Raw genomic sequence first — 25767 nt, 5'->3', positions numbered from 1 at the left:
CGTTCGTTCCGGAGAACGAATTTGCATTATTATTTAAATTTAAATGAATTTATGCTGATTAAACAGTTTGGCCTTCTCGCTTTTGCGCTGTTACCCTTTTTCCCGCTTCAAGCACAGAAGAAAAATCCGGAAGCAGGCGCCGGCAATCTCCAATATATAGATCCCCGGATTGGTAACGTTGGGCAGCTGCTCGAACCGACACGTCCAACTGTTCAGCTGCCTAACCAGATGATCAGAATGGCGCCGATCCGCGCCAATTACCTCGACGATCAGATTTCTAGTTTTCCATTAACCATTGTGTCCCACCGGCTCGGGGAAGCATTTTCTATAAAACCTTTTATAGGCGATGTAAATGCAAAAAGCTGGGATAAAAAGCTGGCTTACGACCACGACCTGGAAACGATCCGGCCCTGGTTTTACTCGACGTATTTTGTAGATGACGAAGTAACAGTTTCCTATGTGCCCGGCAAAAAGACTGGGATTTTCCGCTTTCAATTTCCGGCCAATGCGACTAAGAGCCTGTTACTTGGCTTGTATAACGGAGCCGGAAGCTGGGAGTTTCTGAATGAACGGGAGGTAGTGGCAACCGAACTGTACCACGGGATGAAAATCCATTTATACGGGGTTTTCAATGAAGCCGGCAATGTGGTTACCGGAATGGGAGACAAGCTGGGCGCCGCCCGGAAGGTGGAAGGGAAGGGTGCACGTGCCGCCATTCATTTCCCGAAAAGCGATAAAGAAATAGAACTGAAATATGCGATCTCGTTCGTGTCTGCCGATCAGGCGAAGAAGAATTTTGAGAATGAGCTGAAAGCCGCTGATTTCGAAACCCTCAAAAAGCAGGGAGAGGGTGCCTGGGAGAAGGTGATCGGACAGATACAGGTTCAAGGCGGTACCGAGGCGCAAAAACGCAGCTTTTATACCGCATTATACCGGACTTACGAGCGGATGGTCGACATTTCGGAAGACGGGAAGTATTATAGCGGGTATGACAACAAGGTACATCACGAGAACCGTACTTTTTACGTAGACGACTGGATGTGGGATACTTACCTGGCGCACCATCCGCTCCGCACCATTCTCAACCCTGCCCAGGAAGAGGATATGCTGCAATCTTTTGTGGATATGTACAAGCAAAGCGGCTGGATACCACAGTTCCCGGTTTTGTTCGGCGATAATCCCTGCATGAATGGGTTCCACTCTTCCATTGTGCTGCTCGACGGCTACAAGAAAGGACTGCGCAATTTTGAAATCGAAAAAGCCTACGAGGGAATGGTGAAGAATGCGAACGAGGGTACCATGCTGCCCTGGGTGAATGGGCCGAAATGCGAGCTGGATGACTTTTACCTTAAAAACGGCTACTATCCTGCGCTTGGAAAAGGCGAAAAGGAAACCGTGAAGCTTGTTACCCCATTTGAAAAGCGCCAGTCGGTAGCTGTGACGCTGGGCGGTGCTTACGACGACTGGGCTGTGGCGGAATTTGCCGCTGCATTGGGCAAAACACAGGATCAGGCGGTTTTCAGCAAACGCGCTTTGAACTACAAAAACCTTTGGCACAAAGAGCAGATGATGTTTATTCCCAAAGACCGCAAAGGCAATTTTATCAAAATCGATCCCAAGTTCGATGGCGGAATGGGCGGCCGGGAATATTACGACGAAAACAACGGGTATACTTATAAATGGCAAGTACAACATGATATCCCGGGATTGATCAGCCTCATGGGCGGCAAGCAAAAGTTTGAAGCCGAGCTGGATCAGCTGTTCCGTGAAGATCTGGGAAGAAGCAAATACGAGTTCTGGGCCAAGTTTCCCGATGCGACGGGCAATGTGGGCCAGTTTTCAATGGGGAATGAACCGAGCTTTCACATCCCTTATTTATACAACAGTACTTCTCCCTGGAAAACCCAGAAACAGATCCGGTTTTTACTCGATGTATGGTTTAAAGACAATATTTTCGGGATACCCGGCGATGAAGACGGCGGCGGTATGACGGCATTTGTGGTATTCTCGTCTATGGGCTTTTACCCGCTCACGCCCGGCAAGCCGGAGTACACGATCGGTAGTCCGCTTTTTGAGAAAACAACCATTGACCTGCAAAACGGAAAGCAGTTCACGGTGCTCGCTAATGGAGCTTCTGTCGTGAACAAGTACATTCAGAGCGCGAGGTTTAATGGAAAACCTTTGAACAAACCTTCGTTTACACATACCGAATTAATGGCCGGCGGTACCCTCGAACTCGAAATGGGACCGAAACCTAACAAACAATGGGGGCTGGGGGATTAATCATCTCCTGAGTTCGACCGGTCGGCTGATCGTTTCCTTTCCATTGTCAATGCGGATGAAATAACGTCCGCCGGGAAGTGACGATAAGTCGACCGTTTCGGAGGTTTTCAGGAGCTGAACCTCTTTATCGACCAGCTTTTTTCCTTCCATTGTAATAACCGAGATCCGTCCGGGTGTCCCGGTTTGTTCGGGGAGCAAGGTGATGTGTACGGTATTTTGTGTTGGGTTTGGATATAAATAGGGGTCCGCAGCGTCAGGAAAAGTCACTGTTACAATCTTGCTTAATGCAAAATCCTGGTCTGTCTCTACGGATTTGAGGCGGTAATAATTCTTCCCGGCCGCCGGGTACAAGTGCCTGAGCTCGTAGTAAGGCTTCTGGGCAGCTTCCATGCGACCTGCCGGCTCAAATTTCTTTCCGTCGGTGCTGTGTTCTACCACATATTCGAGCATATCCACTTCGTCTTCCACCTGCCATTTCAGCTTCACCGCATGTTCCTCCTTGTCAGCTTCAAAGCTTACCAGCGTCACAGGCAACAAGCCGGAAGTAGCAATGCGTACGACACCGAAAATGGAAGTTAACCAGCAGCTTTCGTATTTATCTACATACATGGCGCCGCTTAGATTTTCATAAGGCATTTCCACCTCCATATTTTCCCAGGAGCCATCTTTGAAGCGATAAATGGAAGATTGGGAACCAGTCTCGAGAACGTAGGGTGTCCCGTTTGGCGCGAGTGCCAGGGTGTAGGGGGAGTTGATCGGAGAGTTGTTACGATCATAAACTGTCCAGCTGCTGCCGTTGTAGCTTGCCACTGAGCTGATTCCGGTATTGCTGTCAAGCTGACGTAGCCATATCGTACCATTTGTCGCCAATTCCAGCTGATATATGAAATTCTGAATGCCAGGTTGGGTGTTGTGGCTGATCGTCTCATAATACGAGGGATTTTCCAGATCAGTTACTACAATCCTGTTGCTACCATCATTTGAGTCAGATATGAGTGTCCAGACCTTTGTTCCCGAAACTTTTACCTGAATAATGTATTCATTTGGGGCGAAGTACCGGTGCTGCATGACATATCCATTCTTTTCCCAGAAAATCTGCTGCGAACTCCACGCAACTTTTCCATCGGGATCGAAGTCCTGCACATTTTCATAAAACTGGACTACGGTAGATTCCCCCGTCAGGTCCTCATTCACTGGACGCGACCACCTTACCGCATTGTAAGTGCCTCTGCTCATAAACTGGACCATCTGGTTTTTATCCGAATGCACCGAACGCGGCAACATACCCGAGCCGATCAGTCCGTCCGAAGTGTTCCGGTTGAAAATCTGGTAGTCGAGGTTGATCGGGTGCATACGTATGTATCCTGTGCCCGGTATTTCAAACCAGACATATTTGTTGGATACAGCCATATTCTGCGAAAGGGTACCAAACAGTTTGGCGTCGGTTGCAGTCAGGAAGGTGATCTTATCCGGCAACTTCGTGCTGCCGATTGTGAGTGTCATGACGTAGCTTGTAAGCGGTATTTCAGGGTACATGAGCCGGTTATCATTCCATTCTTCCACTTTCAGGTATAAGGTTTGATTGGCAGGAAGATCTTTGAAAAAACCGGTTGGCTCCTGCTCCTTCACAGTAATCGGACTACTGAAATCACTGTTATCATCAATCGTAACGCGCACGTGCGAAATCGGGTCCAGCATCGAATAGAAGTAGGGAAACGAAGTCAGGGTTTGCTGACCGTTCCAGCCGGCGGGAAGGATGAGGCCGTTATAGGGACTTACATTCGGAAGAATGAAGGAATGATCTGACCAGCTCCCTTTTTCGCTCCCATTGACCGCTCTTACCCGCCACCGCATGGGCATTCGGTACGGGATTGTAAAGCTGAAATCCGTCGTAGGGATCGTCTGATTTACGATCGCATTATTAAAACCAAGGTCGAGGGCATGCGAAATCTGGATCTCGTAACCGGAAGCGCCTGCTGCTGCATTGAAAATCAGCTGAACTGAGCTGCCGGTTTCCGTTCGCATGTCACTGCCGAGTGGCGCGGTGATGACGGGCGTGCCGATGTTTTTTGGCGTAATGGATAAAATGGAAGTCGCTGACCAATCGGAAGCCCCGAGCGCATTGACAGCTTTTATCCTGAAATAATACCCGGTACCCGCAACAAGCTGGCTCGTTTCAAATCCATTAAATGGAAGTTCGGTGATCGTTTCGCCTGAAAAATCCGGGTTTTGTGAAATGCTGAGTTGGTAGCTGGTAGCAGATAAAATGGGATCAAAAGTGAAGAAATCCTGCTGCCCTGCATTGTAAGCAGGTTGCAGGCTCACCTGCTCAGGGGCAGATCCAATGCTTGTAAAGTGACCTGCCGCGTGCAGCATCATAATTTCACGGGACAAGGGATGAAATGTATTTTCGCGACTGTTGCAGTAGCTCATAATGGAGCTTACCTGCAACATTTCCAGTGACTTATCGTAGCATCCGTACTCTGGCGCGCTGCAATAGTCGATCGGCCCGCCGGGCCAGTTGCAGCTGTGCGTATGTGGAGAACTGAAATTGTGGCCGAGCTCGTGCGCCAGCACCTGCGGCGAGTATAATGGAGATACGCTCTCCACTCCCGACAGGTATGCGATGCCGCCGAAGCCGTTATTTGGCTTGGTATAAAGGTAAATGTGTTTGTCGAAGCCGACTGCAAGTGGCATTTGGTTGATGCGTGTCAGCCAAACGCCGGAATCGTTGATTCCCCTGAACGGATCCGGTTCATCGGGCTTCCAGATCCTGATCACGCTCACTACCAGCCGGGTATTGATTTCGGCTTCATAGATCTTTGAACACCAGGAAACCATTTTCAATACATCGCGGCGGATTGCGGCAGTATCTCCGGCAAACTCAGCGTAAGTATCCGAGTCGATTTCGACAGCCAGCCGGCAAATGTTCATGTTCGCATTCGCGCGCGCGCGCATCAGCCCGGGCGACTGGCGCATCAGGTTCAGCAGGCTGTCTGTTTCCCTCGAAGTTTCTTCTGTGGTACCGCAGGAAACATCCTTAGTTTGCGCCGTAACCACAATGCTGCTTACCAGGAAAAATGTTGTTAGTAGAATTTTTCGCATAGGGATTTGGAAGTTTCCCATATGACCCTGAAAAGAAATCGCCCGCTGCCTGAGCGGCGCGGGCGATCTGAAATTTAGAATGCGCTGGTTTACAAATGGTCCAATATTTCTCCCAATCTTTCCAGCTGCATGAAATTGGCGTGTTCCAATGTGTGTTCGTAGTGCTCGTGGTGCCAGGTTACGTGAAAAGGAATGTGCGCCGCAAAGCCTCCGAGTTCGAGTACGGGCAGTACGTCCGATTTGATTGAATTTCCCAGCATCAGAAAGTTTTCGGGGCGGCAATCCAGGTGCCTGATCAGCTTGCTGTAATCCTGTACCCGCTTGTCGCTCATGATTTCAATGTGGTGAAAATATTCCAGCAGACCCGATTTCTGTAATTTTCGCTCCTGGTCGAGCAGGTCGCCTTTTGTTGCTACGATGAGCCTGTACCTTCCCTTGAGGGTTTCCAGTACATGCTGCACATCTTCCAGCAGCTCCACGGGTTTGTTGAGCATTTCCTGGCCGAGCGCGATAATGTCCCGGATGATCTCCATACTCGCCGTGCCTCCTGAAACATTGTACGCCGTTTCGATCATGCAAAGCATAAAACATTTGATTCCGTAACCATAAAGCGGCAGGTTTTTGACCTGCATTTTATAGAGTTCCTGTGAAATGGAATGCTGCGGAAGAAAGTCTTCCAGCATCGTGCAGAATTGCTGCTCTGTTTCCTGAAAAAACGGCTCATTAACCCACAAAGTATCGTCAGCGTCGAATGCAATGACCTTGATATGATTCTTCATTGTAATGTTTAAATTTAAGCCGCAAAAATCAGCCGCCTCGCCGGCAGGGAAAAGGACATTTGTCCCAATTGACTTAAAAAATGCTGCGTACCAATCTCACGTTTTTATCGTACATCGAATCACTTTTCGATAACCCGCAGAACAGGCAACATATCGCTTTGGAAGTATTCCCCAGAAAGGCGGCGATACTCAGCAAGGGAAGTGTTACTAAGAAGGTGTTTTTTGTAAAAAGCGGTGTTACCAAGTGCTTTTTAAGCGAGGAAAACGGGAAAGATTACATCGTCGAATTTTTGGGTGAAGGCGAGATCGTCGGCGAGATCGAGGCGATCAAGGATTCGGTTTGCCTGTGCAACATCGAAGCGATCACGGAGGTACATGCCTATGCATTGACTGTGAGCTACTTTAACGCGCTTTTGGAACAAAATCAAAAATTCAACAGGCTATTACTGGAAGAAATGGCCGAGCGGATCATCAACACGAGCAGCCGGTCGTCGGCACAGCAGCTTTACACCATGGAGCAAGGCTTGAAAAAGCTGCTTGAATTTCAATCCGGACAAAAAACAGCGCTCTCCAAGGAAGACATGGCGAGTTACCTAGGTATTACGGTGCGGAGCCTCAACCGCGCATTGAAGTTGCTGCAGTAACTTCTGCGCATTTTTATATTATCTTTCAAAATTCCTTTGCCCGATTCCTAAACCTGAATATGTCCCGCAAGTTCCTTTACCTTTTACTGGTTATCGTGCTTTTTACGCGATGTACCCGCACGCAGAAATTCAGCGCCAGCCAGCAGACAGCGGTTTCGCAAACCTCCGGCCAGGCCCTTTTTACTTCCAACTGCGCGTCCTGTCACGCACTCGAAGCCGAGGAAATCGGTCCGCGGCTCGGCGGGATCACAAGTCTGTTGCCGGCCGATCAGCTGACGGCGTTTATCAAAAATCCTGCCGCATTCATTGAAAAAGGCGACAAGCGCGCAATCGCCCTGTCGGCGCGCTACAAGATGGTCATGCCGCCATTTGATTTTTTGAAAGATGACGAGATCAAATCGATACTGACCTACCTGGACCAGGAAAGCAAGTCACGCGACCTGAAACCGCTGGTAGTAGATACCGATGAAATAGCTCCCAAACCGGAGCGACTGGCTGCGCCGATTACGAAATCAAGCCTGAAAGTAGAGCTGGAAGATTTTGTCACCATGCCGTTTTCAAGTGAAAAAATGCCGCGTACCCGCATTGCGACGATGCGTACTTCGCCTGCGGGAGACGGAAGTTTGTATGTGAGTGACCAGCGCGGATTCATTTACCGGATCGCCGGTGGTCAGGTAAGCGAATTCATGAACATCCGTCCGCTGGTTGACAACTTCATCAATGAGCCCGGGTTGGGTACTGGTCTGGGCAGCTTTGCATTTCATCCCGACTATCTTAAAAACGGCCTCATTTACATCACCCACACCGAAGCATTTAAAGGTAAAGTTGCCCACAATGTATATAACGATACCATCAAAGTAGCGATGCAATGGGTTATTTCGGAATGGAAGGTGGACGATGTGAAAAGCCCCGTTTTCAATGGAAAAAGGAGGGAACTGTTGCGGATCAATGTGCCGGGGGCTGTTCACGGCGTACAGGATATCGGCTTTGTTCCGGGCGTTGCAAAAAGCAGCCCGGAGTACGGACTTTTATATATAGGTATCGGCGACGGTTCGTCCACGATCAGCGGTTACCCGCAGCTTTGTCACACCTTGAAATCGCCGCTCGGCACGATTCTCCGCATTGATCCGCTTGGGAACAATAGCAAAAACGGCAGCTACGGAATTCCGAAGGATAACCCGTTTGTACGAGAAAAAGGGGAAGGTATTTACACTGAAATATACGCTTACGGATTCCGGAACCCGCACAGAATGGCTTGGTACGATGGAAAACTGTTTAGTGCGGAGGTGAGCGAGTCTAATTTTGAGGAGATCAATGTGGTGGTACCCGGCGGGGATTACGGCTGGAATGTCCGCGAAGGTAATTTCGGGATTTCGTTTAAAGATCTGAAAAAAGTATATAAAGTAACGGAGCCCGATACGCTGAAATACATTCGTCCATTTGCGTTGTACGATCACTATGATGGCAGCGCGATCAGCGGCGGTTATGTATATGAAGGCAAGCTGAATGCCTTGAAAGGCAAGTACATATTCGGTGATATTGTGAGTGGGAAACTGTTTTTTGTAAATGTGGATAAAAACCTGAGTGATCCTTCCGTGTACGAACTGACGGTCACATATAAAGGCAAGGATACCAGCCTCACTGAACTCACAGGCGCCAAACGTGTGGATGTAAGGATTGAATACGACCGTCAGACTGGTGACATGTATATCATGACCAAGCCCGACGGGAAGATCAGGCGGGTGGTGAATGCAACTTTATAAGTACGCAGCAACTGGTGGGCTGCTATACAAATGATGATTTAAAAAGAACATTGTAATGAAAATCAAAAGCTACGAATTGTTCCAGGTACCGCCGAGGTGGTTGTTTTTGAAAGTAGAAACCGACGAAGGTATCATCGGCTGGGGTGAACCCGTGATAGAAGGAAAAGCGGCTACCGTGAAAGCGGCCGTGATCGAGTTGATGGACACATTGATCGGTAAAAATCCGCTTGACATTGAAGAGCACTGGAATACTATGTACCGCGGCGGCTTTTACCGTGGCGGGCCTATTCTGATGAGCGCGATTGCGGGAATTGATCAGGCACTGTGGGATATCAAAGGTAAGTTTTACGACGCGCCTGTGTATGAGCTCCTTGGCGGTAAATGCAGGGATAAGATCAAGGTATATTCCTGGATCGGCGGCGACAGGCCTGCGGAAGTAGCAAGTGCCGCTCAGGCTGCCTTTGACATTGGTTTCAAAGCGATCAAAATGAATGGAACCGATGAAATGCAGTACATCGATTCATACGAAAAAATCGACCTGGTACTGCGGCGTGTGGCTTCCATTCGCGAGGCAGTTGGCTATGGACTGGATATCGGCGTTGATTTCCACGGCAGGCTGCACAAGCCTATGGCAAAGGTACTGGCCAAAGAGCTGGAACAGTTTCGCCCGATGTTTATCGAGGAACCTGTACTGCCCGAAAACAATGAGGCGCTACGCGAGATTGCGCAGCATACCTGTATTCCGATCGCTACCGGCGAGCGGATGTTCAGCCGCTGGGACTTCAAAAACCTCCTCATGGACGGATATGCGGATATTATCCAGCCCGACCTGTCGCACGCAGGAGGAATAACCGAATGTAAAAAGATATTGTCCATGGCAGAAGCATTCGATGTAGCCGCTGCGCCGCACTGTCCGCTCGGGCCGATTGCACTGGCTGCCTGTTTGCAGGTAGATGCCACCTGCCATAATGCATTTATCCAGGAGCAAAGTTTGGGAATCCATTATAACCAGGGTAACGATTTGATGGATTACCTGGAAGATAAATCAGTATTTACCTACGAAAATGGTTTTGTAAAAATACCTGCCGGACCGGGCCTGGGCATTCAGATCGATGAAGCGCAGGTACGGAAAATGGCCGAAGTGGGACACAACTGGAAAAATCCATTGTGGACGCACGAAGACGGCAGCGCGGCTGAATGGTAAGATTTTTTGAGGAAAGCGTGGTCTCAGGGTCACGCTTTTTTTTCTTGTTCCAGATCAGCAATTGCCTTTTCAATGCGTTTTTTCCGGGTATCCTCCGCCTTTGCCTGCTCGATGGGAATGGTAAAACGCTTTTTGTTGCTGTTGGAAAGCGTTTCAAAAAATTGCTTTGCAGCAGCATTCGCATTCAATGCAGATTGGAAATCCTCGGGCAATGCAACTTCGCGCACTTCTGTGTCGAGCTCCAAAGTGACTTCCACAGTTTCCCCTGCATTCACACCCGACTTTTCACGAACTTCCGCGCTTACAGGCAGCATAAATACCCCGTCCATCACAGCTACTGTGCTCTGGTAGGTGTAACTATTGATCGTAACCTTTACCGGCGGCTTCTTTCCAGCACCCAACTTTTCCACAATTTCAGCAGGCACCTGCACACCGGTAGCCGTTTTCTTAGCAAGAAGCAAAGTTGTTGTAAAAGAGAGCATCATGTATTTTTTTTGGGATCGAATTGCAGAATAAAGTTGGTAGCGTGGTGATCATACTGAGCGATGGCTATAAAAAAGCTGCTTGCTAAACAATACCTGCCATTGAATAAGATATTCGCGATTGATCGTTGCGAGCAACTAACTTTTCTTTTGTGATGTGTGACATTACACGTTACAAATTTGTTATGATTGTATCGATACGGCATAAAGGCTTATTGCTTTACTATGAACAGGGAAATGGGTCGAAGTTGCCAGCGGCCTATCTGGGTAAGATCAACCGGATTTTTGACCAGCTTGAAGCGGTTACATCAGTCGACGATATAAAGCAAATGGGTTCAGGAATCCACAAGTTGACAGGTGATTTATCAGATTTTTGGTCAATAAAGATTTCGCCGAATTTTCGGATTGTCTTTCGTTTTGATAACGGCAATGTGCTGGATGTCGATTATGTGGACTATCATTGAGTCATTTAAAGAAATATGGTATGTTGAAAAGAGGCTTGCCGCCGGTACATCCCGGTGAAATTTTAAGAGAAGAATATATAAAGGAGCGCGGATTGACCGTGACGCAAGTGGCCAAGGGAATTGGTGTTGCGCGGGAAAACTTATCAGCTGTTGTTAATGGCAGGGCCGGTATCAGTCCTGAACTCGCAGTAAAGCTTTCGGAAGCATTTGGAAACAGCACGCAGTTCTGGGTCGACTTACAAAAGAACTACGAAGTGTGGCATGCAGAAAAAAAGGTAAACCGTTCACAGATCGAGCATTTCGCAGGAAAAGATCTGCAAATTGCGCAATAACAGCGTCTTGAAGCCGATCTTCTTGTAAATAACCCTTTCGGGCTACCAGTAATCCATTATCTACAAAAAAGGCTGACATCTCTGCCAGCCTGATACTCAATGTTTCTCCCTCGTCGAATCTGCATTCAAATTGGACTGGTTTGCAGGATAGCCTGGTACTTCGTCCTGATTGTCTTCTCCCACACCCATTGCTTTGGTGCTTTCGGCATTGCCGCTGTCCGTTTTCATGGTGGTCGCCGAGCTGTCTGACGAGCCGCCGCTATCGTTTGTGGTTCCGCATGAATAGTTGGTAAAACCGATGGCCAGTGTCGCTAAGACGAAGCCAATTTTGAGCTTTTTCATGATCGTTTGGTTGATGAATAAGCCAGCCTTGTAAAAAAATGATACCACTTTCACCTTATTCCACCCCTAGCACGGATTTTGTCTTGCGTATTACTAAAATGTAAATGGTACTTCACATGAAACAATGCGAATTCAAAACGAAAGATGATGAGTCAGTTACCGTGCGGTTCTCCCTGGAAGATGTGACGGACGTTGTTCCGGATTCAGATATGCGGTACACACTGGTAGTCCTTAAAAACGGCGACAAGCATTTTATTTGCGGTACTAAATTGGAAATCCTTGATCAGCTCGGATTGAACAATGTGAATTAAAATTCACTGGCATTTACAGCAAAAATCGCTGCATATAACTGATCATCAGCTTCCAGTCACCCGGCAAGACGGTGTGGCCGCCGTCGTGCATATAGTAACCAAGATCATTCATTAACAGGGAAGTATCTCCTGCTGCGGGCATAGTTGTCGCGGTAGCAGGAGCTGTCTTGTTGAACAATTTGTAAACCGGCGCAGCTGCCTGGGCGGACAGGAATTCACCTTTCGGGTCGGACCAGTAATCCGTGCTGCCTGTTTGTAAAAGCAGTGGACGTGGCGCCATCAATGCCACCAACGCGTGCGCATCGAAGGGCATTGTGTTCACCTTATCCGCATAGAAGTGGTAGTTGGGGGCAAACTGGTACAGGTAGCGCGAAGGATCTGTGATGTGGCCGATCGTTTCACCATAATTGCGCCGCGCCAATGCCGCTCCGCCTTCTCCCGAAATGCTGGCAATGACCATCTTGAAGCGCGGATCGTGAATACCGGCCCAAAGTACCGTTTTGCCCAGCCGTGAAGCGCCCTGCAATGCAACCCGCTTACTGTCGATTTGTTTGTCGGATTCAAAATAATCCATAGCCCGGCTGAGTCCCCACGACCACGCTGCTATAGCGCCCCATTCGTCAGGAGCTGTTTCGATTTGCCCTGGTTTGAGATACATCTTCCGGATACCGTAGTTGATACCGTCTTTAAAGTCAGGCTCGATGTCGCCGTAGTAAACAGTAGCGAAGCCGATTCCCGCATCCATAAATTGTGCAATATCCATTTTACCAAAAACACTGGGCTTATCAGCCTTCACCCGTTTGCCTTCCTTGTTCCAGATCGTGCCGACCAGCAGACCCGGATCGTCGATAATCTGGTTGTATGCAGCGAAAGAAATGTTCAGCAGCATTGGAACAGGCTTTTTGGCAGCGGAAGGCAGGTAAATGAGCAGGTTCATCTTATGGTCCGAAGTATCTTTGGTAAAGTAAACCGTTACCTGCTTGCGGATCGCCTTTCCGTTGAAAGCGGGCGTACCTTTATCAAAGACGTGAAATTTCAGGGCAGCGGGTTTCTCCGGCATTTTGCCAAACTGTATTTCTTCAACTAGCTTCAACAGTTCCGGCCGCCGTTTTTGCGTCCAGATTTTCGCATTCGTAACAGCTTGTCCGTTGGCGCATTTCAGCAGATCGGGGAGGGTGTATGTGCCTGTTGAGTCTTCACTGTAATTAACGGGAATTCCCGCGACCAGCGTGGGGCGGTTGGCTGCCTGTTGTGCGTGCGACACCGTGCCGGCGATACTGAGGAGAATCAGCAGTAATAGATGTTTCATGTTCAGGAACAAATGGATTCATCCAGGAAAGGCAGCAATGGAAGACACATACTACCAGCACAGTCGCTCATTTTTGTTTTATGAAAAATAGGCGTAATTCATGCTGTCTTCCATCATTATCAGGAATTGAATTTTCACGTTTATTGTTAAACGGTTACCCAAATAGCGCAATAAGGCACAAACTCACCTTCCAGGCCGCAAATGCCAGCTGCGATAGCCACAAAAAATGTCAATGGAACCTATTACAATCGATGTAACAAACGACGTTCAATACGACGTCATTCCGATAGATTCGTCTATTTCATTTGAAAGCTTCATCCGCTTTCTGGAAGAAAAGGCGAATGAAGAACAATCAATCAAACGTACATTTTTCGAAATGGCGCTGGCGCGCCTGAAAGCGAGGCCTGAATTAAGCGGTACCGTGCCGCTGAAAGACATCGGCCGCTATAAAGATGAAATGGCGCTTGTGTGCAGTCTGCTGATGCCCATGTTCGCCGACGAAAAGCAGGTATGCTGGGCAATGAGCGCGCCCATTAATCCTACTGTATTTTATGGCACGTCGGGTTTTTACAACCTGTTGCTCGACAACAAAACGGGCGGTATCCGTTGCGATATCGTCCTCGATGACGAGGATAGTACTACCAAGAAGAAAGAAATGGTGTACTCCTTTGTGCTGGAAAAATTTTACGGCATACCTCCGTTGCACCGTCACGAACTCATTATTACAGTCCGCGACGATCACTCGGGATTGCAGAAATTTTACAAACTCAATATTGACACCCGTTTTTGCGAGGTGACCCCGAAAGATGCATTGCCGGACCTGGATCCGGAGTGGCTGGCATTGGTGACCCGGGACGGAATGGACATGCCGAAGATCATGGAGGCATTACCACTCTCACTTTTCCGGTTTGTAGGTTTTTCCGTGATCACGCTGGAAGATGTAACTGCCGAGAATGCGGTGGAACAAATCAAAAACACCATACTCGACCGGTCACTTTTTGATCCGAATGCATATTTCAACCGCGTGGCACATTCACTGAAAATGCTCGCCGGGGATCCGCAGTTTAATTTTGGTACGATGCCCATTTTACGGGTAAATAACCGGTTGATCTTCAATAAAGGGACTGTGCTGTTCAGCAAGCTGATGAATGCCGCTACCGAGAACAATATGGCGGAGCGAATGTACCTGCAAATGGCCGACGAATACCTGCTCGACCCCAAGCCGCTGCTGATCCGCGAACTCACCGCTGAAGATAGTAACAAGAAGGATTTTGCGCGGCTGTTATACGAAGATGGCGTTCGATCATTCGCTTTGATCCCCGTTTTTCATGATAAAAAGGTGGTCGGGCTGCTGGAAGTGTACTCCGGCCGGGCAGATTCGGTTGATGAGCAGGTGCTGCACAAGCTGGATGCCGCGCTGCCGCTGCTCGCGCAGATCTTCAAAAATTACATTGACGAATTCAGGACTGCGATCGATAATGTGATCCGCGACAAGTTCACCTCCCTACAACCTGCCGTGCAGTGGCGTTTCAGGGAGTCGGCCTGGCATTACCTGCGCGACAAATCGCTTGATCCGCAGACTGCCGTGATCGAAAAGATCAACTTCAAGAATGTTTATCCGCTGTACGGCGCCGTGGATATCAGAAATTCCACTATCGAGCGGAACCTTGCATTGAAACAGGATTTAAACCTTCAATTTGACTTATTGATAGAAACCTTTACTACCCTGAAAGAAAAGCTGGGATTTGGTCTGGCGGACGAAATGATCTTCAAATGCAGAAAATGGATCGAGGAGATCAATGACGATTCGACGGACATTGATGAAATGAAAGTGCGCGATTTTCTGGATAGTGAGGCACATCCGTTTTTGCAGCATTTCAGGGAAGAGAGCGTGGAGCGTTCCGGTGCAAGAAACGCGCGTTTTGATAAAGATGAAGTCGTGCTGCGGGACCAGATTGACCGCTATTTCGGTATGATCGATGAAAATACGGGCACTGCCAATACCAACAGGAAAGCGCTGGAAGCTTCCATGCAGCGGGTTAACAGCTCGGTGAACCTTTACCTGGACTTGTTTCGCCAGGAAATCCAGCAGGCTTACCCGACCTATTTTGAAAAGTTCAGGACGGACGGGATTGAGTACGATATCTACATTGGGCAGTCGATTGAACCGGAAAAGAAATTCAGCGACTTGTACCTCAAAAACATCCGTCTCTGGCAGCTCACTTCCATGGCAGCTATCACGCGGATCACGCACGCGCTGGTACCGCAAATGGAGAAGCCGCTCGAAACTACGCAGCTGATCTTTATCCATTCAACCAGTATAGATATCAGCTTCCGTGACGATGAGCGGCGTTTTGATGTGGAAGGCGCCTATAACATCAGGTACCAGGTGATCAAGAAGCGCATTGACAAAGTGCGGATCAAGAACACAGGCGAGCGATTGACGCAACCCGGGAAAATCGCACTCGTGTACTTTGCAGGAAAGTCGGCGGAAGAATATGTGGGATATATCAGGTATTTGCAGGAAAAGAATACTTTACTTGATGATCTGGAATTCCTGGATCTGGAAGAATTACAGGGCGTTTCAGGCCTGAAAGCATTGCGGGTAGGTGTAAACCTGAATGTAGACTGGGAATAGCATCATATCAAAATACGGACTCTTCAACCGAAGCACATATATATGAATTATCAGCATCAGCTCGACAAGGTAAGGCACAGTGTTCATCATTTTTTCAAAAATAAAAACCTGTCGCAGCTTTGTTACCACAACCTGGTACATACCGAATCGGTGGTGGCCAATGCTGCCCGGATCGGCGGTCACTATGAGCTGAATGAGCGGGATTTGTTTATTGTACAGACAGCGGCCTGGTACCACGACACGGGTTATGTCAATGGAGAAACAGCCGGACACGAGCAGCGCGGTGCCGAGCTCGCGGCTGCATTCCTGCGATCGGAAGGGATAGGAGAGGAAATCGTTGCAAAAGTGCAGCAGTGCATTCTGGCTACGATCTGGCCGCAGAACCCGTCGGATTTATTGGAGCAGATCGTATGCGACGCCGACGTGTACCACCTCGGCACGCCCGAGTTTAGCGACTGGAACAAGCTCGTGCGAAAAGAGGCCGAGCAGAAAGCCGGGCATAAAATCGACAAAGCAAAGTGGCGAGAGAGTACGATCAGACTTTTTGAAAGCCACCGGTTCCAGACAGATTACTGCCGCGACCTGCTGAACAAGCAAAAAGAGAAAAACCTCGCCAAGCTGAAAGAAAAACAGACAGAGGCAGCTGATACCAGTGAACCGCCCGCCGCATTGAAGGCTGCGGAAGTGCAGCCGAATGTAGCTGAGGATAAGAAAACAAAGTCGGACCGGCCCGATAAAGGCATCGAAACCATGTTCCGGATCAGTTCCAATAACCACCAGCGACTAAGCGATATGGCTGATAACAAGGCGCATATTATGATCACAACCACGTCTATCATCATTTCGGTGCTGCTAAGTGTGCTGATCAGGCGGCTGGAAGATAATACTTACCTGATTTTCCCTACTACCTTGCTGCTCGCTGTTTGCCTGGTGACAATGGTCTTTTCCATTCTGTCGACGCGGCCAACTATCCCGCACGGGACGTTTTCGCAAGAGGATATTGATAACAAAAGTGTGAACCTGCTCTTCTTCGGCAACTTTTACAGAATGTCTTACCAGGATTACGCCGGCGGAATGCAGCGACTGATGAACGACCGAGAGTTCCTTTACGGTTCGCTCACAAAGGACGTGTATTCACAAGGGGTTGTTCTGGGTAAAAAGTATCGCTTACTCCGCATCGGGTACAACGTGTTCATGTTCGGCATCATCGTTTCTGTGATTTCTTTTGTAGTGGCTTCCCTGCTTTTTGAACATTAATCCAATGCAGTTGACCGTTTTTAGCTTTTTACCTTCTTTACTAAAACCCGCAATAATCCTGCTATTGCTCGTCAGCTGCAATGCTTCCGAGAAGAAGGAGGTACGCACCGGCGATTACGATCTGGCAAATCCCGACAGGTTCAATATGCCCGAAAGTTTGTTCGAGATTTCAGGGATTGCATTGCGCAACGGGAGTAGCGACACGGTGTATGCCGTGCAGGATGAAGAAGGAAAAGTGTTCCGGCTGGGCTGGGATGTAAGCCGGCAAGTACATACCAAATTTTCCAAAAAGGGGGATTATGAGGATATTTCCATACTCGGCGACACGATTTTTGTATTCAAAAGCAATGGCGTGATCTACAACTTTCCCATTGCTGAATGCACATTTGAAGAAGCTGAAAATGTGCGGGAGCTGAAAGGCGTGCTGCCGAAAGGAGAGTACGAGGGAATGTTCGCCGATGAGGAGTCGGGCAGGCTCTTCGTGCTCTGTAAGAATTGCCCCGGAGACGATTCCAAAACCGCAGTAACAGGTTATACATTAGATACCCGCAAACATTTCGCGTCCACCACATTTAGTATCAATGTAAATGAAATTGCCGCAATTCACGGAGAAGTAGCGCGCGGCTTTCGGCCTTCTGCACTTGCCCGCAATCCTGTGACCGGTGAGTGGTATATCCTCTCGGCGGTCAACAAGCTGCTGGTAACTACCGATGCAAACTGGAAAGTAAAAGACGCATTTCCGCTCGATGGTAACATTTTCATACAGCCCGAAGGAATCGCATTTGACAAGCAGGGCAGCCTTTACATTTCAAATGAAGGCGACGATCTTTTCAGCGGGAATATCCTCAAATTCAAAAGGATCGCCCATTAACGCATTACATCTCCCGCGCGAAACCATTTGTAACCGTATCCATCCAGAGACACCGTGTACTTATTCCCTGCCGGTTTCTGATCCTCCAAATTGATCAGGTCGAAAAGAGTGTCTTTGTCTTCCAGCGTAATGGTCGGTTTTTGCGGCTTGTCACTGAAATTGTGCAGTATCACCACCGACTTTCCCTCGTATGTGTACCGGATCGCAAATACATGCGGTGATCCGGTTTCAAGCAGCTGGTAGGTACCTAATGCAATTTCCGGGCACGATTTCCGGAGCCTGATGATCTTCGACGTCCAGCTCAAAAGTGAATTGGGATCACGCTGCTGCTGAGCCACGTTGAGCGTTTGGTAACCATATTCTCCCGAACTGATCACCGGCCTGAATGCCGTATCCGCGCTGGTAAACCCGCCGTTTTTCCCGGCAGTCCATTGCATTGGCGTACGTACCGAAATCCGCTCCTTCAATCTCAGGTCATCGCCCATCCCGATTTCATCCCCATACCTGATCACCGGCGTTCCGGGAAGGGAAAAAAGCAGACTATATGCGAGTTCAAGGTGTTTGCGGTTATTGGAAAGCATCGGAGCAAGCCGGCGACGGATCCCGCGGTCGTACAACTGCATGCTCGTGTCGGGGCCCATTTTGGCATAAACTTCCTGCCGCTGCTTGTCGGTTAGTCTGCCCAGGTCTATTTCATCGTGGTTACGCAGGAAATGCGCCCACTGTGAAGCCTGCGGAATTTGCTGGGTCTGGGTGATTGCTTTTTTAAACGGATCCAGGTTTCCTGTCGCCAGTGCGTAAAACAAATGCTGATTGGCAAAGAAGTTGAACATCATGTGCATTCCGCTTCCATTCTCTCCAAAGTAGTTTTTCGTATCCTCCGGAACTACATTAGCCTCGCCCAGAATGGCCACATCCGCCTTGCGCGTTTGTGCAAACTGACGGATATCAGTTAGAAACTGGAAATCAAGCTCAGGCTTTTCACTTCCCGTTTTCGGAACTTCAAGAATGAACGGTACCGCATCCAGTCTGAACCCGGAAATACCCTGATTGAGCCAAAACCCGATGATCTTCTGACTTTCCAGGACTACTTTCGGATTGGCAAAATTCAGGTCCGGCTGAAAATCGTAAAAACGGTGATAGTAGTACTCACCCGAAGCGTCTTTGGTCCAAACGGCCTTTTGCACACCCGGAAACACCATTCCTTTATCATAATCTTTCGGCAACTTGTCCGACCAGATGTACCAGTCGCGGTAAGGCGAGTTCTTGCTCTGGCGGGCGGCTTTAAACCACGGGTGCTGCTCGGAAGTATGGTTTATAACCAAGTCCATTATCACCCGGATACCGCGCTTTTGAGCCTGGAACATAAATTCAGCAAAATCGCCCGGCGTGCCGAGCTTTTCGTCTACTGCATAAAAATCCGCCACGTCGTACCCGTCGTCCTGGCCGGGTGAAGGCTGGAAAGGAGCCAGCCAGATCGCGTCAACGCCCAATGCGGTAAGGTAATCAAGCTTTTGGATCAGCCCGGTAAAATCGCCGCGTCCATCGCCGTCACTGTCTTTAAAAACACCGACTTCCAGGTTGTATATCACGCTGTTTTTATACCATAGCTGATCTTTGAGATCGACACTTGCCAGTTTTTTTTGCGAGAAGCAGGCCCCGGAAAAGAGCAAAAATGTGAGTTGTAAAAACGCGTATCTTTTTTTCATCAAGCTGATTTTTTGATTGCACCAAGCAGTCCGTTGGATGTGTTTTTGGACTTCGAACGCGTAGGGGCATCAAAAGATATGCCGGGTACTTCCGGGCGCATTTTTGTTGTGTGAATGCAACAGTGCCGGGTACTTAGTGCCCGTGTGTGTCTTCTTCCGAGTTTTTTAGTTTGGATAGAAGTGAATAAGCGCCTTTAACGACGATCTGCGCATCTTTCAGCTTCGCCGCTGCCGGTGACTTGATCTGCGTGTAGCCATTTTCCGAAGTTCCCTTGCTGATTTCTTCCATTACAAAATGGGCTTCCTGCGCTTCTTTCCCGGTTTGCTGCGCTTCATTTTGCTGTATAAAAACGAAAGATTTACCCTCAAAATCGACGATAGCTTCATTGGGTAAAGCACTTACCGGGTTCGCACCGGTTTCTATTATCGCGCTAACGAAATTTTGCGGCAAAAGGGCGGGATCATCTTTCGACAAATGGCAATGCACGCGCACCGTGCGGTCCTCATTGATCTTCTGGTTGATCAGGTAAACTTTCGCAAGATGCGATTTGCCGGGATTATTGCTAACCGTAAACCGCACCAGCTGCCCGATTTTCAATTTCGGAATGTCCTGTTCAAAGACCGATAGCTCCACGTGCAAATGGTCGGTATCCACGATCTCAAACATCACGTCAGTCGGGTTCACATACTTGCCCAAATTCACATTCACCGTCGTCACCGAGCCGCTGATTGGCGCGTAAATGGCCGCGCTATTCACAATAGTCCCTTTTTCCAGAACATGCATATTAATACCAGCGGTTCTCAGCCTTTCTTTCAGTCCTGCCAGGCGCGCTTTCTGCGTTTTTACTTCTGCCGCAGCCAGCTGGAAGGTTTTTTGCGCATTTACATTCTCTTTGCTCAGCGCCGCCTGCCGGGTATAATCCAGCTCCGCATATTCCAGTTTTCCGGCTGTTTCAAGATAATCCTGCTGCATCTGAATAAAATCCGGGTTTTCAATCGTCGCGAGCAGCTGCCCTTTTTTCACATGCATACCTTGCAACAATTCTGTCTTCCGCACAAATCCCCCGAGCGGGGCTGATATACTTACCAGGTTTTGAGGCGGAATGTCGATCAGTCCGTTTGCATTGATCACCTCGCTCAGGTTGCGTGTGCCGAGAGCGCCCAGCTCAATGCCGGCCGTCTGGTACTGCGCCTGCGTAAGCTCCACTACATTGCTTTCTTCTTCGTGGTGCTGTTCTTCCGTTTGGTGGGGCTGATCTTCTTCTTTTTTTGTGCAAAAAGTCAGCGTGCAAATCAGGATAATCAGAATGGCTATATTTTTCATTGTTATATTTTTTGGGTTAAAAACCGGGATCAAATAAAAGCTCAGGGTTTGTCGAGCAGGAACTCGATCTGTATCGCCGACTGGTTCAGCGAGTCGAGCAGGTCGAGGTAAGTTTCCCTGATCCGGAATGCGCGTGCAATCGCCTGCGAAAACTCCACGTACCCGATCTCACCTGCTTCGTAAGCTTTTGCTGCATTGCCCCTGATCACTTCAGCGAGAGGTAGTGACGTTTGTTCGTACAGGCTGAGGTTGTCTGCATCGGTTCGGTAAGTGAGTACAGCCTGTTGCAGATTGGCTTCCAGCTGCATGCTCGCAAAGCCCAGCCGCGTGGTCGCAATTTGCTGGTTAATCTCGCCAGCCCTGATCCGCGACTTTGCCGCTCCATTGAAAATAGGGATTCCGATACCTGCCTGAAACCCCTGGAATCGTTTTCCGGCACCGTAATAGATTTCTGTTCCATTTACATTCTGATTCCCGATGAGCGACTGGTTGAAGTACCCGATGCTGAAATCAGGCAGCAGCGCAGTTCTTTGCAAGGCCACAGACTGACGCTCCACTGCCACTTCCTGTTCGAGCAAACGCAGCAGCGGGTTTGCGCTCACAAGTTGTGCGTCAGCTGCAATGGAAGTCAAAGCCGGTCGGCCTACTGAGTCTTCCGCAGCTTCTACGGGGGCAGGACTGTTTACGATTAATTGAAGCTGCTTTTGCAGGTTAACCAGCCTGGTTTTATTCTGCGCCAGCCTCGCCTGGATTTCAGCCACTTCACTTTTCGCCACGGCCTCTTCAAGCTGGTTTGTCTCACCTGATTTGAAACGGAGTGTGGCAGCCGCTGCAAAACGGCTCGCCCGTTCATATTCATTCAGGAGCAGCTGCTGCCTGCTCTTCGCCGAGCGTTGCAGATAGTAAATTTGCTTTACACTTTTGACCAGCTCAGCCCTGGTCACTTCCACGCTGGCGCGGGCTGCATTCACCTGTTCCGCAAACAAGGCCTTTCGTCTTTTGCTTACGGCCGGATTGGGTAAGCTCTGAGATAAGGTAAAATGATTATCAAACTTCCTGCTGTTGTACTGTCCGCTCATCCAGGATAGCTCCGTCTTCGGAATTTCGGTCGCGGTACCCGACAATTCTTCCTGGTATCCCACCTGAAACTGCCCGGATTTGATCTCAGGATTCCTGGAAACTGCTTCTTCGATCGCCTGTGGCAGGGTCAGCTTTCTGGTGCCCGTACTGTCCTGCGCATTGGTATTGCTGGCCGCAAACACAGGTAACAGCAGAATAATGAGCGGTTTAACAGTAAGTTTATTGCCAAACCTTGATTCAATGATCAGGTAAAGGACCGGCAGCACAAGCAAGGTCAGCAATGTAGCCGAAACGAGCCCGCCGATTACCACTGTGGCAAGCGGACGCTGTACCTCGGCGCCTGCGCTGTTTGACAATGCCATCGGAAGAAACCCGAGTGAAGCGACCAGTGCGGTCAGCAGCACCGGCCGCAGACGCGTTTCGGTACCCTGGAAAATGACGGCTTTCAGATCCGAAAGTCCCTGTTTGCGGAGGTAGTTGAACTCTGCGATGAGTACAATCCCATTCAAAACAGCCACCCCAAAAAGCGCGATAAAACCTATTCCGGCAGAAATGCTGAAAGGCATACCACGCGCCCAGAGCGCAACTACGCCGCCGATTGCCGACAGCGGAATGGCAGAGAGTATCAGCACACTTTGCCGCACAGACCTGAAACTGAAATACAGCAGCACGAAGATGAGCAGCAGCGCCACAGGTACCGCAATGCCCAGCCTGCGGTTGGCCTCTTTCAGATTTTGAAACTGTCCGCCATAAGTTGTATAGTAGCCGGCAGGCAGTTTTATTTCCCGGTCAATTTTGGATTGCAATTCGCTGACAACACCCTCCACATCCCGGCCCCTTACGTTGAATGCCACGATAATGCGTCGCCTGGTATCCTCGCGCTGGATCTGGTTAGCGCCGGTTACCATTTCAACGGCAGCCACCTGGCTGAGCGGAATTTGTTCTCCGTGTGGTGTGGTGATAAAAAGGGCTTTTACATCGTCGAGCGTCTGGCGGTTCTTGCTGGCAAGCCGCACTACCAGGTCAAAGCGTTTTTCACCTTCATAAACCAGTCCGGCGCTGCTTCCTGCAAATGCGGTGCTGATCGTGCGGTTGGCGTCTTCAACATTCACTCCGAACTGCGCCATTTTATCCCTGTCAAAGTTCACCACGATCTGCGGCAACCCGCTTACTTCCTCCACATACAAATCCTCGGCACCTTCCACACCGGCCGCAAGCTTGCCGATTTTCCTTGCTTCCCGCGCGAGTACCGCCAGGTCTTCTCCAAAAATCTTGACAGCTACATCCTGTTTCACCCCGGATATAAGTTCATTGAAACGCATCTGGATCGGCTGCTGAAACCCGAATGTGACGCCCGGGATTGTCTCCGTGAGGAGTTCCTGCATTTTGCCCGCGAGCTCCTCCCGACCGGCCGCTTTTGTCCATTCCGATTTTTCTTTCAAAATCACCATCACGTCGCCAGCTTCCACGGGCATAGGATCTGTGGGTATCTCCGAAGAGCCTATTTTGCCGACCACTTCCACCACTTCATCGGGAAAATGCTTTTTAAGCAATCCCGCTGCCTTTTGACTCGCATCCACGGTCTCTGACAGTGAGCTGCCGGTCAGCACACGCATTTCAATGGCAAAATCACCTTCGTCAAGCTGCGGGATAAACTCGCCGCCCATTTTCAGAAAAAGCCAGAGCGCAACACCAAACAGCAGCACGGAGCCTGCTATAATACCCAGCCTGTTTTTCAATGCGAATGCGAGCGCAGGCAGGTACCTGCGGTGAAAAAATGCCGTGATCCGGTCGGAAATGTTAAGGGAATGCCGGTTTTCCTTACTTAGAAAAAGGGCTGAAATCATGGGTACATAGGTGAGTGATAAAATGAATGCGCCCAGAATGGCGAAGCTGACAGTCTGCGCCATTGGCTTGAACATCTTGCCTTCAATGCCGGCCAGTGCGAGGATCGGCAGGTAAACGATGAGGATAATAATTTCTCCGAATGCGGCCGAATTGCGGATCTTGGAGGCTGATGCATATACTTCCGCGTCCATTTCGTCCTGCGTAAGTCTGCCGGTCAGTTTTCTGGCCGCCATGTGGTGGAGGGTCGCTTCCACGATGATCACAGCGCCGTCGACGATCAACCCGAAATCAATTGCCCCGAGGCTCATCAGGTTGCCCGATACACCGAAGATGTTCATCATCGTCACGGCAAAAAGCATTGAAAGCGGGATTACCGAAGCTACTATCAGCCCGGCCCGCAGGTTTCCCAGCAACAGGATCAGGACAAAAATGACGATCAATGCGCCCTCGATCAGGTTACGCGAAACCGTACTGATTGCCTTGTTCACCAGCTTGGTGCGGTCCAGAAAAGGCTCTATTACGACTCCTTCGGGCAGCGATTTGCTGATTTGCGCAATCCTCTCCTTTACATTCCCGATCACTTTGGATGCATTCGCGCCTTTGAGCATCAGTACCAGTCCGCCCACTACTTCGCCCTCGTCATTACGGGTCATTGCACCATAGCGCACTGCCGCGCCGAACTGTACCTTCGCGATGTCCCTCATGCGGAGTGGAAGTCCGTTTTCAAGTTCTTTCACCCGGATCCTTTCAATGTCAGCCAGACTGCCGATGAGCCCTTCGCTGCGGATAAAGTAGGCATTTGGTTTTTTATCAATGTAAGCCCCGCCGGTATTCTGGTTATTCTTTTCCAGGGCGGTAAAAACGTCGCCCATGGTCACCTGCGCACTTCTCAGTTTAACCGGATCAATGGCGATTTCATATTGTTTCAAAAAGCCGCCGAAGCTGCTCACCTCGGCTACACCCTCGGTACCGAGCAGCTGCCGGCGCACCAGCCAGTCCTGAATGCTGCGCAGTTCCATGGGCGGGTACTGTTTTTCAAATCCCGGCCTGGTATGCAGCACATACTGGTATATCTCGCCAAGTCCGGTAGTGACAGGAGCGAGTTCGGGTGTGCCGGTACCGGACGGTATTTGTTCTGCGGCACTTTGCAGCCGCTCCGAAACCTGCTGCCGGGCCCAGTAAACGTCAACCTGATCTTTGAACACGATCGTAACCACCGACAATCCAAACCGGGATATCGACCGGATTTCTTCGGTATTCGGAATGGTGGCCATAGCCGTTTCCACCGGGAAGGTAACAAGCCGCTCTACTTCCTGGGCGGCCAGCGACGGACTTGTGGTAATGATCTGAACCTGGTTATTGGTAATGTCAGGTACGGCGTCAATGGGGAGTTGGGTAAGTGAATAAATGCCTCCCGCAACCAGGGCAAGCATAAATATCCCGATCACAAGCTTGTTGTGAATGGAGAAATGGATGATTTTATCCAGCATTTTAAATGGGATTGCGTGTAGGGATGCGCTCCTGCCGTCGCGAAAGCTCCGGCATTTGCAGAAAACAACAAACGGTGTACACTAAGCCCTGGGCGGCTGCCAGATGCTATTCAGGTTTTCACTGTGGCCGGGCGTGGTATAAGTATCAAACCGGTCCTGGAAAATGAGGGAAGAAGCTGCTTCGGGTAAGGCTGCGGGCACTTGCTGTAAGGTGATTCCCGCGCAGCACGCACAAATGCAAAAGGGTGAGCACAGGTCCATCGCTGCGTGCTCATCGGCAGGCTGATCGGCACGGATACTTGCTGCGTATGCTTCACTGACCGGTTCCAGTGCTTCATCCTGGCAGGGTATGCAGGAAAGCAGGATCGTGTACAGCGATAATATGTAGTAAAGCAGCTTCATGTGGCGGCAAATATAAGGTGATAAGATGTGCAACAGGGAGTCAGGTAGGGTTTGTTTTTGATGAATTTCAAAGACCCGCAGAATAGGATCACAATTGCTTAACACTGGCTTAACTGCCAGGTATTGTTGG

Annotated in this window: 19 protein-coding genes; 10 read left to right on the top strand and 9 right to left on the bottom strand. The window is 49.4% G+C overall.

Going from position 1 to position 25767, the window contains the following annotated elements; all coding sequences use genetic code 11:
- The first annotated feature begins 51 nt into the window (after positions 1-51).
- Positions 52-2283, top strand: coding sequence for a GH92 family glycosyl hydrolase (locus AC1XTG_RS11625; protein ID WP_484842117.1), 2232 nt, complete (start codon positions 52-54; stop codon positions 2281-2283).
- Here AC1XTG_RS11625 and AC1XTG_RS11620 read toward each other — a convergent pair whose 3' ends face one another.
- Both AC1XTG_RS11620 and AC1XTG_RS11615 read right to left on the bottom strand, forming a co-directional pair.
- Positions 2284-5388, bottom strand: coding sequence for a M12 family metallo-peptidase (locus tag AC1XTG_RS11620; RefSeq protein WP_484842116.1), 3105 nt, complete (start codon positions 5386-5388; stop codon positions 2284-2286).
- 89 nt (positions 5389-5477) lie between these two features.
- Positions 5478-6167 (bottom strand): HAD family hydrolase, encoded by a 690-nt coding sequence (locus tag AC1XTG_RS11615; RefSeq protein ID WP_056283482.1) that lies wholly within the window; start codon positions 6165-6167, stop codon positions 5478-5480.
- Between the two features lie 80 nt (positions 6168-6247).
- Here AC1XTG_RS11615 and AC1XTG_RS11610 point away from each other — a divergent pair, with 80 nt between their 5' ends.
- Genes AC1XTG_RS11610 through dgoD form a run of 3 tightly spaced genes read left to right on the top strand, consistent with a single transcriptional unit; the run spans position 6248 to position 9778 of the window.
- A complete protein-coding gene (locus tag AC1XTG_RS11610; protein ID WP_484842115.1) occupies positions 6248-6811 on the top strand; it encodes a Crp/Fnr family transcriptional regulator in 564 nt (187 codons plus the stop codon).
- 59 nt (positions 6812-6870) lie between these two features.
- Entirely contained in the window at positions 6871-8574 is a 1704-nt protein-coding gene (locus tag AC1XTG_RS11605; RefSeq protein WP_484842114.1) for a PQQ-dependent sugar dehydrogenase, read from the top strand.
- 55 nt (positions 8575-8629) lie between these two features.
- Positions 8630-9778: a galactonate dehydratase gene (gene dgoD / locus AC1XTG_RS11600; protein ID WP_484842113.1), complete on the top strand. Its 1149-nt coding sequence runs from the start codon at positions 8630-8632 to the stop codon at positions 9776-9778.
- A gap of 29 nt (positions 9779-9807) precedes the next feature.
- Here the strand turns inward: dgoD and AC1XTG_RS11595 are convergent, their stop codons facing one another.
- Entirely contained in the window at positions 9808-10263 is a 456-nt protein-coding gene (locus AC1XTG_RS11595) for a YdeI/OmpD-associated family protein (RefSeq protein WP_200942729.1), read from the bottom strand.
- 182 nt (positions 10264-10445) lie between these two features.
- Between AC1XTG_RS11595 and AC1XTG_RS11590 the strand changes: the two genes are divergently transcribed.
- Positions 10446-10724, top strand: coding sequence for a type II toxin-antitoxin system RelE/ParE family toxin (locus AC1XTG_RS11590; RefSeq protein WP_056283490.1), 279 nt, complete (start codon positions 10446-10448; stop codon positions 10722-10724).
- Between the two features lie 20 nt (positions 10725-10744).
- Positions 10745-11056, top strand: a complete 312-nt coding sequence (locus AC1XTG_RS11585; protein ID WP_056282487.1) for a HigA family addiction module antitoxin — start codon at positions 10745-10747, stop codon at positions 11054-11056.
- Between the two features lie 96 nt (positions 11057-11152).
- On the opposite strand, the gene AC1XTG_RS11580 is transcribed toward AC1XTG_RS11585, so the two are convergent.
- Positions 11153-11398, bottom strand: a complete 246-nt coding sequence (locus AC1XTG_RS11580; protein ID WP_056282490.1) for a hypothetical protein — start codon at positions 11396-11398, stop codon at positions 11153-11155.
- Positions 11399-11514: 116 nt separating this feature from the next.
- On the opposite strand from AC1XTG_RS11580, the gene AC1XTG_RS11575 reads away from it, so the two are divergent.
- The gene (locus AC1XTG_RS11575) at positions 11515-11709 is read left to right on the top strand and encodes a hypothetical protein (protein WP_157474629.1); all 195 of its coding nucleotides are present in this window, start codon (positions 11515-11517) and stop codon (positions 11707-11709) included.
- A 13-nt stretch (positions 11710-11722) separates the two neighbouring features.
- Here the strand turns inward: AC1XTG_RS11575 and AC1XTG_RS11570 are convergent, their stop codons facing one another.
- Entirely contained in the window at positions 11723-13018 is a 1296-nt protein-coding gene (locus AC1XTG_RS11570; RefSeq protein ID WP_056282497.1) for an alpha/beta hydrolase family protein, read from the bottom strand.
- A gap of 232 nt (positions 13019-13250) precedes the next feature.
- Here AC1XTG_RS11570 and AC1XTG_RS11565 point away from each other — a divergent pair, with 232 nt between their 5' ends.
- The 3 genes from AC1XTG_RS11565 to AC1XTG_RS11555 are packed head-to-tail and all read left to right on the top strand — an operon-like array spanning position 13251 to position 17784.
- Positions 13251-15656, top strand: a complete 2406-nt coding sequence (locus AC1XTG_RS11565; RefSeq protein WP_484842112.1) for a GAF domain-containing protein — start codon at positions 13251-13253, stop codon at positions 15654-15656.
- 42 nt (positions 15657-15698) lie between these two features.
- On the top strand, positions 15699-16913 hold the full coding sequence (locus tag AC1XTG_RS11560) for a Pycsar system effector family protein (RefSeq protein WP_484842111.1): 1215 nt from the start codon (positions 15699-15701) through the stop codon (positions 16911-16913).
- A 4-nt stretch (positions 16914-16917) separates the two neighbouring features.
- Positions 16918-17784 (top strand): SdiA-regulated domain-containing protein, encoded by an 867-nt coding sequence (locus tag AC1XTG_RS11555; RefSeq protein ID WP_484842110.1) that lies wholly within the window; start codon positions 16918-16920, stop codon positions 17782-17784.
- Here AC1XTG_RS11555 and AC1XTG_RS11550 read toward each other — a convergent pair.
- From AC1XTG_RS11550 to AC1XTG_RS11535, 4 genes are all read right to left on the bottom strand, one after another.
- Positions 17781-19493, bottom strand: a complete 1713-nt coding sequence (locus AC1XTG_RS11550; protein WP_484842109.1) for an alpha-amylase family protein — start codon at positions 19491-19493, stop codon at positions 17781-17783. The two genes, AC1XTG_RS11555 and AC1XTG_RS11550, sit on opposite strands and share 4 nt — an antisense overlap.
- A 133-nt stretch (positions 19494-19626) precedes the next feature.
- The gene (locus AC1XTG_RS11545) at positions 19627-20817 is read right to left on the bottom strand and encodes an efflux RND transporter periplasmic adaptor subunit (protein WP_484842108.1); all 1191 of its coding nucleotides are present in this window, start codon (positions 20815-20817) and stop codon (positions 19627-19629) included.
- Between the two features lie 41 nt (positions 20818-20858).
- Positions 20859-25235: a CusA/CzcA family heavy metal efflux RND transporter gene (locus AC1XTG_RS11540; protein WP_484842107.1), complete on the bottom strand. Its 4377-nt coding sequence runs from the start codon at positions 25233-25235 to the stop codon at positions 20859-20861.
- An 81-nt stretch (positions 25236-25316) separates the two neighbouring features.
- A complete protein-coding gene (locus AC1XTG_RS11535) occupies positions 25317-25637 on the bottom strand; it encodes a DUF6660 family protein (protein ID WP_484842106.1) in 321 nt (106 codons plus the stop codon).
- Positions 25638-25767 lie beyond the last annotated feature (130 nt).

Source organism: Dyadobacter sp. HNCC25DJ183, from assembly GCF_056895175.1.
This window is presented reverse-complemented; position numbering and strand designations above follow the sequence as displayed.